Origin of the sequence: Rhodoferax sp. (assembly GCF_012927445.1) — a bacterium.
Taxonomy (GTDB): domain Bacteria; phylum Pseudomonadota; class Gammaproteobacteria; order Burkholderiales; family Burkholderiaceae_C; genus Rhodoferax.
In genome coordinates this window covers 29,259-42,797 of sequence record NZ_JABBPD010000006.1, presented here as the reverse complement: position 1 = coordinate 42,797, position 13,539 = coordinate 29,259, and the positions used below count along the sequence as shown (strand labels likewise).

Genomic DNA, 13,539 nt, shown 5'->3' with positions numbered 1-13,539 from the left:
AGTCGACCCGGCCCGTCTCGCGGCGTTAAGCGCCCGACAGATCCCCGTCCCGATTGGGCGGCGTCACCCCCAGATGCCGGTAGGCGGCCAGCGTGGCGATGCGGCCGCGTGGCGTGCGCTGCAGGTAGCCTTGCTGAATCAGATAGGGTTCAATCACGTCTTCAATCGTTTCGCGCTCTTCGCCAATGCTGGCGGCGATGTTGTCCAGGCCCACCGGGCCGCCGTCAAAACGGAGAATCACGGCCTCCAGCACCTTGCGGTCCATCAGATCGAAACCTTGCGCATCGACATCGAGCATCGCCAGCGCGCGGTTGGCAATATCAAATGTGATCTCGCCCGCACCTTTGACATCGGCATAGTCACGCACCCGGCGTAGCAAGCGGTTGGCAATGCGGGGCGTGCCGCGCGAACGACGGGCAATCTCGAAACCACCCTTGTCGTCGGTCGGTACCTTGAGCAGACCAGCACTGCGGCGCACGATCAGCGCCAACTCTTCGGACGAATAAAACTCCAGCCGCGCCACAATGCCAAAGCGGTCGCGCAGCGGGTTGGTCAGCATGCCGGCGCGGGTGGTGGCGCCGACCAGCGTGAAAGGCTGCAGATCGAGCTTGATGGAGCGCGCCGCCGGCCCTTCGCCAATCATGATGTCGATCTTGTAATCTTCCAGCGCGGGGTAAAGAATTTCTTCCACCACCGGGCTCAAGCGGTGAATTTCGTCGATGAAAAGAACGTCGTTCTTCTCCAGATTGGTCAGCAGGGCCGCCAGGTCTTTCGGTTTTTCCAGCACCGGGCCGCTGGTCTGGCGCAAATTAACACCCAATTCGTGCGCAATGATGTGGGATAACGTGGTTTTACCCAAACCAGGCGGGCCGAACAGCAGCACATGGTCCAGCGCCTCGTCGCGCATTTTGGCGGCGCTGATGAAAATCTCCAGCTGCTCGCGCACCTTGGCTTGCCCCACGTACTCGTCCAGCAGCTTGGGCCGCAGGGCGCGCTCAATCGCCTCCTCATTGGGTGAGGCCGGGGCGGCGGACACCATGCGTTTGGGCGGTGGGGGGGCGAAATCGTCGGTCTGGATGCTCACGGGGCGGTGCGGGTGCGAAAGTGGAGCTTGACTATAGCCTGCAGCGGGCCGGCCCCGCTCAAGTGACCGGCCGAAGGTGCCGATAACAAGTCACCAACCCGTCTTTTCCAAAGAGGGGCCTGATCATTGTGTACGCCCATTGGGTCCGCCTGACATGACAAAGACTCACCTGAAGCCCGCCGCGCCCGGCCCCTTATCGCCACCCTGGACCCGGTGCTGGCGCGTTTGGAGCGTGTCCTCCTGCCTGGCCCTGACGCTGGCCGCGGGCCTGTCCAGCCCCAGCCAGGCCGCTGAACACGCCGATACCACGGACGAGGCGCCTGCCGCTGCAGTCAAAAAACCAACATCCAGTAACGCCACCGCCAAAAAGATGGGCGAGCAGGTGCGCGAGGCGGTGGACAGCAGCGCCGCCGGCAACAAACGACTCACGCTGGTGATCAACGGCAAAGAGAAAAAATTCATCACCCTGCCCGGCAAAGCGCAGGCGGTCCCCGCAGAAGCCCCGGCCAAGACAGCAGAGAACGACCGCCGTGCCGCGCCCGCGGTGGCGCCCAAGCGCACCGGGCTGGCCGTCAACCCGCAGTCCAGCCGCCAGTACATTCGCGCCAAGGCCGCGGCACTGACCGGTCATGAAGCGGGTTTCGAAGCCCCTGCGGCGCAAGGTCATGACGCGAATGAGGGCGAAGTGCACTGGAGTTATGCCGGCGAAAACGGGCCGCAGGCCTGGGGCAAACTCAAGCCCGACTTCAATGTCTGCGCCCTGGGCAAGCGCCAGTCGCCTATCAACATTGAAGAATCAGGCACGCTGCAGGGCCCGGCGGAGCCGCTCAAATTCAATTACCAGCCCAGCAGTGGCAGCGTGGTGAACAATGGTCACACGATTCAGGTCGATTTGTACGGCGACAACGCCTTGACCGTGCGCGACTCCAGCTTCAAGCTGCTGCAATTCCATTTCCATCACCCGTCGGAAGAGCAGGTCAATTACCGCGGTTTTGCCATGGTGGCGCACCTGGTCCACAGAAATGCCGAGGGCCAACTGGCCGTGGTCTCGGTGCTGCTGGAGCCCGGCGCCGCCAACCCCCTGATCAACAAGGTCTGGACCTACATGCCGCTCGATACTGGCGACCGCGTGCGCATGCCCACCGGGTTGATCGACATGAACGAGTTGCTGCCGAAAGACCAGCGCTACTACCAGTTCATGGGGTCCCTCACCACACCGCCCTGTACCGAGGGCGTGTTGTGGCTGGTGCTGAAACAACCCACCACGGTGAGCCGGGAGCAGATCAAGCTGTTCTCCCAGCTGTTCCCCAACAACGCCCGCCCGGTGCAAGCCGTCAATGGGCGGGCGGTGCGGGACGCGCAGTAGGGTCAGGCAGGCGCTGTTTCGACGTGCAATTTAATGCCCAGCGCGGCAATGACTTTGAGAATGGTCGAAAAACTTGGATTTCCTTCGCCGGACAGTGCCTTGTAAAGACTTTCACGTCCCAGACCGGTTTCCTTGGCAAGCTGCGTCATGCCCTTGGCACGGGCAATCGTACCTAGCGCTTTGGCAATAAACGCCGCATCATCCCCGGCCTCCTCCAGACAGGCTTCCAGATAGAGCACCATGTCCTCGTCGGTTTTGAGGTGTTCGGCGCTATCCCACTTACGCAGCTTGATCGTTCCCATATTGACCTCCTAAAGTTGCCGCGCAATTTCCAGCGCGGTTTGAATGTCACGCGACTGCGTTGATTTGTCGCCACCCGCCAGCAGAATCACAACTTCCATGCCGCGCTGGGCGAAATACACGCGATAGCCGGGCCCGTAATGAATCCGCATTTCCGAAACCCCCTCGCCCACCGGTTCGCAATCGCCAAAGTTGCCACCCTCGGCACGGTCGATTCGAATCTGGACACGCCGCGCGGCTTGCTTGTCCTTCAACCCGGCGAACCAAGTATCGAAAACTTCCGTGGTGTGGATGACCTTCATCGCTTAGATTGTATTGTTTGGGATACAAAAAGTCAAAGACTGCCTGCCGCTTCGGGCCAGAGCTTGCCGTTGGCAACGGCGTCGATCTCCTGCATCAGCTCGCGGGTGCGGGTGAGTGCGGCGACGACGGCGCCATAGTGCTGGATGTCGGCAAAGTCGAGCTGGCGGCCTTTGCGGTCTTTGAGCCACTTTTCGCACACCGCGTAGCCACCGACCTTGAAGCCCCAGGTGTCCGCAGGCACACCGTCAAAGTATTGGGTGGCGTTGATCCAGACACGGCCGTTCTCAAATCGCGGCTTCTCCACCTCGTTGCTGCCCGGCATGGCAAACTTGACGCGCAAAGCGGAGGGCACGTTTTTGAGCAGGTGCAAGTCGATCAACTGCATGCCCAGTGGCAACAAGGCATTCCATATCGCTACAAAATCAGTAGCTTCTTGCGCAGTATCGACGGGGGCTAACGCCTGATTTGATAGTGGAACTCGGGGAAAGTCGCTTTTCAGGAACCCGGCGTAGCGGCTGCGGTAGCTGGGGGCGTGCAGCACCGCATAAACATAGGCCAGCACGTCCTCGGGCGTGATGCCTTCAGGCAGGCCATGCAGAGGTGACACCGGGCGGCCCAGCGCCTGCGCCAACGCGCTCAGGAAGGCAGGGGCGAGATTGGGGTGGCGCTGCGTGGGCAGCGGTTGACCGGGCGCAATCTGATCGGGAAGCAGCCAGAGCGGAAAGGCATAGTTGACTTCTTTGATCGAAACTGTGTGAAGAGTCGTCAGGCCCTGCATCGCGAATACGTGAGTGAAACCGCCCGTTTCGACTGAACGTGTCGTGCTCAAACTGAGGTTGTTGGGATCATTAGCCAAATGCCGCATCACCTCGCCACGCGCCATGCAATGAAACCCTTTTGACTTGCCGGTGTAGTAGGTGAAGCGCGTGTCAAACGGGCGGTAGGCTACAGGCACAATGCGCGCCGGGTCTAGCAACCATTCGGACTTTGGCGGTGTCGGCTGCAAAGCAGCGTCTTCCGTCTGCTTGGGCGGGCGCCGCGTGTCGTTCAAGTCCTTCTGCGCGCCAACCACCGTCCAGTCGCGAGTGTCTTCGCCCAGTTTGAATTGCTCACGCGCAACCTCCACCGGCAGCTTGGAAAACCGCTCAGCGGTTTGTTTCAGCGATTCCGCAGTGAAGTGAATGGTCAGGCTGTCGCGGGCGGTGACGATGCCCACCGAGTTGACCGGGAAGATGTCCGTCACCTTCCAGCCCCGCTCATACTCCGCCGCATCGGTCTCATCGCGTGGCACCAGCAGCAGTTGCGGCAAGGCGGGCTGCAGGTCTTGCCACGGTGTATCCAACAAGCCGTGCTTTTCCAGCCAGTCGTATTTGTAGTCGCGGCTGCCCCACAGGTCGGCCTGGTGAATGCGGGCCTTGAGCGTGACTTTGCCGCCTTCGAGCTGGCGGTGTTTGGCTTTTTTCACAGCGCCGGGCTCGGGGGCGGTGAGTTCAAAAACTTCTTCAACGGCTTTAACCGGCTCAGCCTGAACGATATTGGGCAGTTTGACGAGAAAGGTGATGCTCACGCCCTGCTCAATATCAAACACGTTTTTGTCGTCACCCTGCGCTTTCAAGGCCACGGGCGTGCGCTCTTTCTTCTTGCTGTTGCCGTGCAGGTCCAGCACATAGATGTCGTCAAAATCGGCCATCAACTGCGCCCGCATGCCACGAAAAGTGGGGTTGTCCAGCCAGCCGTGGTTGGTGATGAAGGCCACGATGCCGTGGCCGGTGCGGGCGATACGATCATGCGCAAAGCGGATGAACTTGACGTAGTCGTCATTGAGCCACTTGCTGTTGCGCTCTTTCAGTGGGCCGCCTTCGGGCTCGGTCTTGTAGGTCTTCAGCAACTGCATGATCCAGTCGCTCTTGTTGCGCGACTCGCCTGAATACGGCGGGTTGCCCACGACCACCACGACGGGCTTGTCGATCTTGATTTTCTCGGCGCCTTCGTTTTCCTTGGCGATCCACTGGCCCAGCATGGCGGCAGTTTGCTGATGCAACTGATCCAGCGTGTTGGTCAGGTACACATGCAGGCGCTCACCGGCTTGAAACTCAAAGCCCGACTCCTGCAACTGCAAGGCCAGCTTGAGGTGGGCCACCGTGTAGGGTGCCATCATCAGCTCGAAGCCAAAGATGCGGGGCAGCAACTGCGAGCGCACGTAACCCGGCCAGGCCCCAGCGCCATGCTGGCCATCCACCCGCTGGTGAATGAGGGCTATCACCTTGCGCAAAAAAGTGGCCGTGCCGGTGGCCGGGTCCAGGATCAGGGCGCTGGGGTCGGCCAGGCCGTCAGGCTTGTCAAACCGGTTGGCCAGCAGCCAGTCCACACCGCGCACGATGTAGTCCACCACCGGCTCAGGGGTGTAGTAAACGCCCCGCGATTCGCGCAATTTGCGGTCGTATTCCGCCAAAAAGGTTTCGTAAAAGTGAAACACCGGGTCTTCAAAGCCCTGCTTTCGGCTTTGCCGGTGCAACACTTTTTCCATGTCGGTGTAGCGCAAGCTATCGGCAATTTGCTCCACCAGCCAGCGCAGTTGCGGGTTCAGGTTGGGGCTGGCGACATGCTGAAAGAACTGTCGCAAAAAAGGGTTGGCCTTGGGAATGAGGTAAGCCGCTTGCTCCAGGCTGAAGGCATCGTTCTTTTTGAGGCTATCGGGCAGCGACTCGGGGTTGCCGCCAAACATCGTGGTGTGGGCAAACACGCGGGCCGTGAACAGTCCGTAGGCGGCGGTTTGCGCGTACATGTCGGCAAACTCTTCGGGCTTGAGGTCGGGCACCAGCAGCGCGCGAAAACTCTGCTCTTGCTCAAGAAGGTCAGCGTCTCCGGCGGTGAGCAGTTCCAGCGACAAATCGCGCAACAGCCGGGTTTGGCCTGCCAGGTTTTTGGCAAGCTGCGACGGGCTGGAGACAGTGGGGCTGACTTCGGCCAGAAAGCAACCAATCAATTCGTCCCACCGCGCAGACGCATCTTTGGCAGGCGACACATGCTGACCATTCAACTGCCCCAAGCTGATTTCCATGCGCTTTTCGCCCCCGACGAACCAGATGAAGTCGAGGTAGTTGGTCAACATCAGGTTGGGAAGAGCTTCAAGGTAGCGCTTGAGCTGGTTCGTTTTCAGCGTGGTCTTGAGGCTTTTATCCACGTCTTTGGCTTCAACAAAGCCAATCACCGACGCGGCTTTGCGCACGATGTAATCAGGCTTATTTTCGCGCTGGGTGGCTTTGGGCTCGTTGGTGGCAAGTAAGCCGGGGGCGGCGGACTCAATTAGCGTTTTGAGTGCGCTGCGGTGCGTATGCTCAGTGGCGTCGCCGCGCAACAGCTCTTTTTGCAGGGATTGAAGATAGGCATGGACGGGATGAGAGGGGCTGGCAAGGGTCATGGCGTGCATCGTAGCAGCGCGGCGCCTGCTTCAGCCTGGCTCTAACAGCCTACTTCGCGAGCGCCCGCAGCGCCAGCTTGATACCCTCGCTCACGCCGACCTCGGCTGGCAGGGCCTTGAGCGATACCGCCGCCTCCTTGTCGCTGTAACCCAGCGCCAGCAGGGCTTGCAGAATGTCGCCCTGCGCATCGTTGGCGACGCTGGCAGACACGCCGATATCGGGACCAAGCTTGCCTTTGAGTTCCAGCAGCAAACGTTCCGCCGTTTTCTTGCCAATGCCGGGCACCTTGATCAGCCGCCCGGCTTCCTGCAGCGTGATGGCTTGCGCCAGCTCGCCGACGCTCATGCCCGACAGCACCGACAAGGCGGTGCGGGGACCGACACCGGTAATCTTGATGAGCTGGCGAAAAGCTTCACGCTCCTGGGCGTTCTCGAACCCATACAAAATTTGCGCGTCTTCCCGCACCACAAAGTGCGTCAACAGACTGACGCGGGCGCCCAGTTCCGGCAGGTTGTAAAACGTGCTCATGGGCACATGGACCTCATAGCCGACACCGTTGCAGTCCACCAGCACCTGGGGTGGATTCTTGTCGCTCAGTGTGCCTGTCAGTTTGCCGATCATTTCTTGCCTATCATTGGTAACCCTATTAAGGAATTATCAACTTGATTCTCCGACACCTGTTTTCCCCGCCCAACAACACCCGACTGTCGCACCTGTGCGGCCCGATGGACGAGCATCTGCGCACCATCGAAGTGGCGCTGCAAGTCAAAATTGCGCACCGGCACGAGCAGTTCAAGGTGGACGGTACCAAGGCCAAGGCCAAGCGCGGCATGGAAATGCTGCAGGCCCTGTACGAAATGGCGTCGCGCCCGATCGAGCCCGCCACCGTGCAACTGATGCTGGCCGGCGACGGAGAGATGGACGATGCCGACAGCCACGCGCTGAAAACCAAGCGCAGCGACCTGAAGGCCCGCACGATGAACCAGGCCACCTACCTGGACAGCATCGCCAGCCACGACATCACCTTTGGCATTGGCCCGGCCGGGACCGGCAAAACTTACCTGGCGGTGGCGATGGCAGTGGACGCCTTGCAGCGCAGCGCCGTGCAACGCATCATGCTGACGCGGCCAGCGGTAGAAGCCGGTGAACGGCTGGGCTTTTTGCCCGGCGATTTGACCCAAAAAATCGACCCCTACCTGCGCCCGCTGTACGACGCGCTGTATGACCTGATGGGTTTCGAGCAGGTACAAAAAGCGCTGGAACGGCAAACGATTGAAATCGCGCCGCTGGCTTTCATGCGCGGGCGCACGCTGAACAACGCTTTTGTCATTCTGGACGAGGCGCAAAACACCACGCCCGAGCAAATGAAAATGTTCCTGACCCGCATCGGCTTCGGCTCCAAAGCGGTGGTGACGGGCGACATCAGCCAGATCGACCTGCCGAAAACCCAGTTCAGCGGCCTGATCGACGCCGAGCGCGTGCTCAAGCGGGTCGACGGCATTGCCATGTGCCGCTTCACCAGTGCCGATGTGGTGCGCCATCCGCTGGTGGCCCGCATCGTGGATGCCTACGACGTAGCGGGCCGTTCCCGCCAGAGCCGCCGGGACGACGACGAGCCGGAGGTGGCGGCCGTGGTGGCGCGGTCGCGCGTCCGAACCAAGCTGATCTAACTCCTCTATTTGCTATTGAAATAATAGCTATCAACGCATATTAAACGGGGGCTAGAAGCCTATTTACCCAATGCTTTTATTGAATCAACTCACTTTATCGCTGCAATTCGGCAAGATCGACGACGCTGCCCTGCACCGCGCCGCCCTGCCCCGCCACAAGGTGGCGCGCTGGATTCGCCACGCGCTGCAAAGCGACGCCGAAATCACCGTGCGCATTGTGGACGCCGAAGAAGGGCTGGCGCTGAACCGCGATTACCGCAAAAAAGACTACGCCACCAACGTGCTGACTTTCGACTACACGCAAGAACCGGTGGTCACCGCCGATCTGGTGCTGTGCGCCCCGGTGGTGGCGAAAGAAGCCAAGGAACAAGGCAAGACACTGCAAGCCCATTACGCCCACCTGCTGGTGCATGGCACGCTGCACGCGCAAGGCTGGGACCACGAAAGCAGCGAGGAAGACGCCCAGGTGATGGAGCTGCGCGAGATGGAAATCATGGCCCGGCTCGGCTTCGACAACCCGTATTAAGGATCAAATCAGCCGCTAGCCCCCGTCGTTCTTGCGTAAGTAGCTATTGAATATATAGCAAAAACAGCTCGTCTATTTGGCGTCGGGCGCTATCCGCAACGGGATCGTCACCGGGCCGTCGTTCACCAGGTGCACCTGCATGTCGGCGCCAAACTGGCCGGTCTGCACCACCGGATGGGCCAAGCGGGCTTGCGCGACAAAGTAGTCGTACAGCCGGCGCCCCTCCTCGGCAGGCGCGGCGGCCGTGAAACTGGGCCGGTTGCCGCCTGACGCATCCGCCGCCAGCGTGAACTGGCTCACCAGCAGCAAGCCACCCGCCGTGCCCTGGCCGTCCAGGTCCTGCACGCTGTGGTTCATCTTGCCGGCGCTATCACTGAAGATGCGCAGCTTCAGCAGTTTGGCCAGCAGCTTGTCGCTCTGCAACGCCGTGTCACCGCGCTCGGCGCACAGCAGCACCAGCAGGCCGGCACCAATCTCGCCGCTAACCTGCCCGCCAATCAGCACGCGCGCCTCGCTGACACGCTGCAACAGCGCCAGCATGCTGGATCAGCCGACCGTGACCTTGGCAAACTTGCGCTTGCCGACCTGCACCACGTAGGTCCCGGCACCCAGCTTCAGCCCTTTGTCGCTGATCACGCTGGAGTCGATGCGCACGCCGCCGCCGTCAATCAGGCGGTTGCCTTCACCACTGGATGCCGCCAGCCCGGCCAGCTTGAGCAAGGCGCCCAGACCCAACGGCGCACCGCCTTCGCCCAGCGGCAAGGCGACCTCGTCAATTTCGTCCGGCACGCCGCCCTTGCTGCGGTTGATGAAATCCTGCTCGGCGGCATCGGCCGCCGCCACGGAATGGAAACGGGCCGTGATCTCTTTCGCCAGCGCCACTTTGGCGTCTTTCGGATTGCGACCAGCGGCCACCTCGGCTTTGAGGGCGGCAATGGCCGCCTCGCTCTGGAAGCTGAGCAAGGTGTACCAGCGCCACATCAGCACGTCCGAGATGCTCAACACTTTGGCGAACATGGTGTTGGGTTCTTCGGAAATACCGATGTAGTTGTTCTTGCTCTTGGACATTTTCTCAATGCCATCCAGCCCTTCCAGCAGCGGCATGGTCAAGATGCACTGCGGCTCCTGGCCATACTCCGCCTGCAGATGGCGTCCCACCAGCAAATTGAATTTCTGGTCGGTGCCACCCAGTTCCAGGTCGCTTTTGAGCGCCACCGAGTCGTAACCCTGCATCAGCGGGTACAAAAATTCATGCACGCTGATCGGCGTGCCGGACTTGAAGCGGTCATGAAAATCATTGCGCTCCATCATGCGCGCCACCGTATATTTGGCCGCCAGCTCGATCATGCCGCGCGAGCCCAGCGTATCGCCCCATTCACTGTTGTAGCGGATTTCGGTTTTAGACGGATCCAGCACCATCGACGCCTGCCGGTAATAGGTCTGCGCATTGGCCTCGATCTGCTCCCGGGTCAGCGGCGGGCGGGTGGTGTTGCGACCCGACGGATCGCCGATCAGGGTGGTGAAGTCGCCGATCAAAAAGATGACGGTGTGGCCCAAATCTTGCAATTGGCGCATTTTATTGAGCACCACAGTGTGGCCAATATGGATATCCGGCGCCGTCGGATCAAGGCCCAGCTTGATGCGCAGCGGAATACCGGTGGCTTCCGAGCGCGCTAATTTCTTGATCCACTCGTCTTGTGGAATCAGTTCATCACAGCCCCGCAGCGACACCGCCAAGGCCTCCTGGACACGATCTGTTACACAAAATTTGGAGGACGAGGCTTGATTCATAAGGGTTTTTCTTGATACAACGAAAGTGGGCGAAGTTATAATCTATCTTCATCCCTGCGCTGGATTTTAAGTGGACAAGTCTTAACGACCCTTGCACCCGGTCTGTCGCTCGCGCACCAACTCTGATTTGGGATCCCTTATTTTGCTTAATAGCCTGCTTTGCGCTAAAAATTCCTTCTTGACTTTGGCCCGTCAAACCCTCAAACAACACCCGAAACGAATCACTGCAGCCATTGCCGCGTTGATGCTGGGCGGCGGCGGCGGCGCCTTTGCCGTAGCCTCCTTTGCCCCGGACGCATCCGATTTGCCAGTCCGGCAAGTTCTGGAATCGGTTCAAGCGCTGCCGGCGAATCTCGCGTCAGACGACCTGAACATCGAACAATTCAAACTTTTCCGCACCGAACTCACCCGCTCCAGCGACACCGCCGACACGCTGCTCAAGCGCCTGGGCGTCGACGATGCAGCCGCAGCAACCTTCCTGCGCACCGACAGCTCGGCCCGCCTTTTGCTGGGTCGCAGCGGCCGCAGCGTCACCACCGAGACCAGTGACACCAACAGTTTGCTCAAGCTCAGCGCCCGCTGGACGGCAGACACTGACGGCAATTTCAATCGCCTGGTGATTGAAAAAACCCCGCAAGGCTTTCAGTCCCGGATCGAAACCGCACCGCTGACCGCCACCTCCCGGCTCGCCAGCGGCACCATCCAGACCTCCCTGTTTGCCGCCACCGACGACGCCAGAATTCCAGATGCAATTGCGACGCAACTGGCAGAAATTTTCTCCAGCAATATTGACTTTCACCGTTCCCTGCGCAAGGGCGACCGTTTTTCCATCGTCTACGAAACGCTCGAAGGCGATGGTGAACCCCTGCGCTCCGGACGCGTGTTAAGCGCCGAATTTGTCAACGGCGACAAAACCTTCCAGGCCATGTGGTTCCAGGAACCCGTTGCGGGCGGCACCCCAATCGCCGATGCGTCGCACGCCAAAGATTCCCGCAGCAAGGGTGGCTACTTCACGCTGGACGGTCAAAGCCTGCGCCGATCCTTCCTCGCCTCGCCCATGGAGTTTTCCCGGGTTACCAGCGGCTTCAAGATGCGTTTTCATCCCATTTTGCAAACCTGGAAAGCGCACTTGGGCATCGATTACGCGGCCCCAACCGGCACACCGGTGCGCAGCATTGGTGATGGCGTGGTTCAATTTGCGGGCGTTCAAAACGGTTTCGGCAACGTCATTTATGTCGATCACGGCAACAACCGGCTGACGGTGTACGGGCATCTGAGCCGCATCAACGTTCGCAAAGGCGAGCATGTTGGCCAAAGTCAGAACATCGGCGCCGTGGGCGCCACCGGCTGGGCCACCGGTCCGCATTTGCATTTTGAATTCCGTATCAACGGCAAGCCGACTGATCCGATGACGGTGGCGCGCCAAAGCGAAGCGGTGGCAATCACAGCCTCCGCCAAGCCTTTGTTTACGCGGCTCGCGTCCGCTGCCCGGGTTCAACTCTCGGCCGCTGCGTCCATCCAGCAAAGCAGCGCCCAGTAATTTTTTGGAGTTAATGCGGCGTGTCTGAACTCTTTGTCGGCCTGATGTCTGGCACCTCGCTGGACGGGGTAGACGGTGTGCTGGCTGACATTTCCGGCTCCCGTCTGGCCGTGCTGGCGCATTGCAGCGCGCCCTTGTCACAGGCCTTGACCGAGGAGCTCCTGGCGCTCAACAGCCCTGGCGCCAATGAATTGCACCGCGCCGCGCTGGCGGCGAATGCCCTGGTCCGCGTCTACACCCACCTGGTGGCCAATTTGCTGGAGCAGGCTGGCATCAGCAACCGCCAAGTGACCGCCATCGGCGCCCATGGCCAGACCGTGCGCCACCAGCCCCAAGCCTTTGACGGCACCGGTTACACCCTGCAGCTCAATAACCCAGCCCTGCTGGCCGAGTTGACGGGCATCGACGTCGTGGCCGATTTCCGCAGCCGTGATGTGGCAGCCGGTGGACAAGGTGCCCCGCTGGTGCCGGCCTTTCACCAATCCGTGTTCGGACGCCTTGGTGAAACGGTCGCCACCCTCAATATTGGCGGCATTTCAAACCTGACGGTACTGGGTCCGAAACTGACGAACGACGTGCTGGGCTTCGATTGCGGCCCCGGCAATGCCCTGATGGATGCGTGGTGCAAGCAGCATCTTGGCCAAGCCTTTGATGCCGGTGGCGCATGGGCTGCCGCCGGGCAGGTTCACGCGGAATTACTGGCCACCCTGCTGGACGAGCCCTACTTTGACCAACCGGCACCCAAAAGTACCGGACGCGATCTGTTCAACGCCGTCTGGTTGACCCGAAAACTTGAAAAGTTCACCTCGGTGGCACCCGTGGATGTGCAGGCGACACTGACTGAATTAACCGCTAGTGCTTGTGCAATCTGCGTCAAGCGCTATGGATTTGAGAGTAAAAATCTGATTGTGTGCGGTGGCGGTGCATTTAACACCCACTTGATGCATCGGCTCCAGGCGCATTTACCGTCGCTGCAAGTAGATTCTTCCCAAATGCATGGCCTGCACCCTCTGCAGGTGGAAGCAGCGGCCTTTGCCTGGCTGGCACGGAAAACCATCTTGCGTGAAACATCGAGCCTGCAAGAAGTAACGGGCGCCCAAGGCGCCCGCGTACTGGGTGCGATTTACCCGGCCTGAGCCGGGATACCGCTCAGGTCGAAAAGCTCGACCCGCAGCCGCAGGTGGACTGGGCATTGGGGTTTTTGATCACAAACTGCGCGCCCTGCAAATCTTCCTTGTAATCAATTTCAGCGCCCAGCAGATACTGGTAGCTCATGGCATCAATCAAGAGAGATACGCCATTCTTGGACATGATGGTGTCGTCTTCATTGGTGATTTCATCAAACGTGAAACCATACTGGAAGCCGGAACAGCCACCACCCTGCACGAAAACGCGCAACTTCAGGTCAGGATTGCCCTCTTCGGCGATCAGGTCTGCCACCTTGGCGGCAGCACTGTCCGTGAAGAGAATCGGGCTTGGCATTTCAGTCTGGATATTTTCTGCGACGGCACTCATGTGGAATCCTTTAATCAGTTGA

Annotated in this window: 13 protein-coding genes; 5 read left to right on the top strand and 8 right to left on the bottom strand. The window is 60.1% G+C overall.

Annotated elements, in window-relative coordinates:
* Positions 1-25: 25 nt before the first annotated feature.
* Positions 26-1,084 (bottom strand): Holliday junction branch migration DNA helicase RuvB, encoded by a 1,059-nt coding sequence (gene ruvB / locus HHJ17_RS11430; RefSeq protein ID WP_296502160.1) that lies wholly within the window; start codon positions 1,082-1,084, stop codon positions 26-28.
* 154 nt (positions 1,085-1,238) lie between these two features.
* Between ruvB and HHJ17_RS11425 the strand changes: the two genes are divergently transcribed.
* Complete coding sequence (locus HHJ17_RS11425; RefSeq protein WP_296505838.1) at positions 1,239-2,450, top strand: carbonic anhydrase; 1,212 nt, start codon at positions 1,239-1,241, stop codon at positions 2,448-2,450.
* A gap of 2 nt (positions 2,451-2,452) precedes the next feature.
* Here the strand turns inward: HHJ17_RS11425 and HHJ17_RS11420 are convergent, their stop codons facing one another.
* Genes HHJ17_RS11420 through ruvA form a run of 4 tightly spaced genes read right to left on the bottom strand, consistent with a single transcriptional unit; the run spans position 2,453 to position 7,096 of the window.
* Positions 2,453-2,752 (bottom strand): addiction module antidote protein, encoded by a 300-nt coding sequence (locus tag HHJ17_RS11420; RefSeq protein ID WP_296502164.1) that lies wholly within the window; start codon positions 2,750-2,752, stop codon positions 2,453-2,455.
* A gap of 9 nt (positions 2,753-2,761) precedes the next feature.
* On the bottom strand, positions 2,762-3,052 hold the full coding sequence (locus tag HHJ17_RS11415; RefSeq protein ID WP_296505837.1) for a type II toxin-antitoxin system RelE/ParE family toxin: 291 nt from the start codon (positions 3,050-3,052) through the stop codon (positions 2,762-2,764).
* 32 nt (positions 3,053-3,084) lie between these two features.
* Positions 3,085-6,474 (bottom strand): type ISP restriction/modification enzyme, encoded by a 3,390-nt coding sequence (locus HHJ17_RS11410; RefSeq protein ID WP_296505836.1) that lies wholly within the window; start codon positions 6,472-6,474, stop codon positions 3,085-3,087.
* Positions 6,475-6,523: 49 nt separating this feature from the next.
* On the bottom strand, positions 6,524-7,096 hold the full coding sequence (gene ruvA / locus HHJ17_RS11405; protein WP_296505835.1) for a Holliday junction branch migration protein RuvA: 573 nt from the start codon (positions 7,094-7,096) through the stop codon (positions 6,524-6,526).
* A 41-nt stretch (positions 7,097-7,137) separates the two neighbouring features.
* On the opposite strand from ruvA, the gene HHJ17_RS11400 reads away from it, so the two are divergent.
* Both HHJ17_RS11400 and ybeY read left to right on the top strand, forming a co-directional pair.
* Entirely contained in the window at positions 7,138-8,145 is a 1,008-nt protein-coding gene (locus HHJ17_RS11400; protein WP_296502170.1) for a PhoH family protein, read from the top strand.
* Between the two features lie 70 nt (positions 8,146-8,215).
* The gene (ybeY, locus tag HHJ17_RS11395) at positions 8,216-8,671 is read left to right on the top strand and encodes an rRNA maturation RNase YbeY (protein WP_296505834.1); all 456 of its coding nucleotides are present in this window, start codon (positions 8,216-8,218) and stop codon (positions 8,669-8,671) included.
* A 72-nt stretch (positions 8,672-8,743) separates the two neighbouring features.
* Here ybeY and dtd read toward each other — a convergent pair whose 3' ends face one another.
* Positions 8,744-9,211, bottom strand: a complete 468-nt coding sequence (gene dtd / locus HHJ17_RS11390) for a D-aminoacyl-tRNA deacylase (protein ID WP_296505833.1) — start codon at positions 9,209-9,211, stop codon at positions 8,744-8,746.
* Between the two features lie 6 nt (positions 9,212-9,217).
* On the bottom strand, positions 9,218-10,462 hold the full coding sequence (gene tyrS, locus HHJ17_RS11385) for a tyrosine--tRNA ligase (RefSeq protein WP_296502176.1): 1,245 nt from the start codon (positions 10,460-10,462) through the stop codon (positions 9,218-9,220).
* Positions 10,463-10,640: 178 nt separating this feature from the next.
* Between tyrS and HHJ17_RS11380 the strand changes: the two genes are divergently transcribed.
* Together HHJ17_RS11380 and HHJ17_RS11375 are read left to right on the top strand one after the other, a co-directional pair.
* Positions 10,641-12,002: a M23 family metallopeptidase gene (locus tag HHJ17_RS11380; protein WP_296502177.1), complete on the top strand. Its 1,362-nt coding sequence runs from the start codon at positions 10,641-10,643 to the stop codon at positions 12,000-12,002.
* 20 nt (positions 12,003-12,022) lie between these two features.
* Positions 12,023-13,138 (top strand): anhydro-N-acetylmuramic acid kinase, encoded by a 1,116-nt coding sequence (locus tag HHJ17_RS11375; RefSeq protein WP_296502179.1) that lies wholly within the window; start codon positions 12,023-12,025, stop codon positions 13,136-13,138.
* A 13-nt stretch (positions 13,139-13,151) separates the two neighbouring features.
* Here HHJ17_RS11375 and erpA read toward each other — a convergent pair whose 3' ends face one another.
* Positions 13,152-13,517 (bottom strand): iron-sulfur cluster insertion protein ErpA, encoded by a 366-nt coding sequence (gene erpA, locus HHJ17_RS11370; RefSeq protein ID WP_296502181.1) that lies wholly within the window; start codon positions 13,515-13,517, stop codon positions 13,152-13,154.
* Positions 13,518-13,539: the final 22 nt, after the last annotated feature.

Excerpts from the sequence above, each read along its gene's own strand:
- tyrS (WP_296502176.1), bottom strand. The coding sequence starts at position 10,462 with ATGAATCAAGCCTCGTCCTCCAAATTTTGTGTAACAGATCGTGTCCAG.
- ruvA (WP_296505835.1), bottom strand. The coding sequence starts at position 7,096 with ATGATCGGCAAACTGACAGGCACACTGAGCGACAAGAATCCACCCCAG.
- HHJ17_RS11420 (WP_296502164.1), bottom strand. The coding sequence starts at position 2,752 with ATGGGAACGATCAAGCTGCGTAAGTGGGATAGCGCCGAACACCTCAAA.
- HHJ17_RS11425 (WP_296505838.1), top strand. The coding sequence starts at position 1,239 with ATGACAAAGACTCACCTGAAGCCCGCCGCGCCCGGCCCCTTATCGCCA.
- ybeY (WP_296505834.1), top strand. The coding sequence starts at position 8,216 with ATGCTTTTATTGAATCAACTCACTTTATCGCTGCAATTCGGCAAGATC.
- dtd (WP_296505833.1), bottom strand. The coding sequence starts at position 9,211 with ATGCTGGCGCTGTTGCAGCGTGTCAGCGAGGCGCGCGTGCTGATTGGC.
- erpA (WP_296502181.1), bottom strand. The coding sequence starts at position 13,517 with ATGAGTGCCGTCGCAGAAAATATCCAGACTGAAATGCCAAGCCCGATT.
- HHJ17_RS11410 (WP_296505836.1), bottom strand. The coding sequence starts at position 6,474 with ATGACCCTTGCCAGCCCCTCTCATCCCGTCCATGCCTATCTTCAATCC.
- HHJ17_RS11415 (WP_296505837.1), bottom strand. The coding sequence starts at position 3,052 with ATGAAGGTCATCCACACCACGGAAGTTTTCGATACTTGGTTCGCCGGG.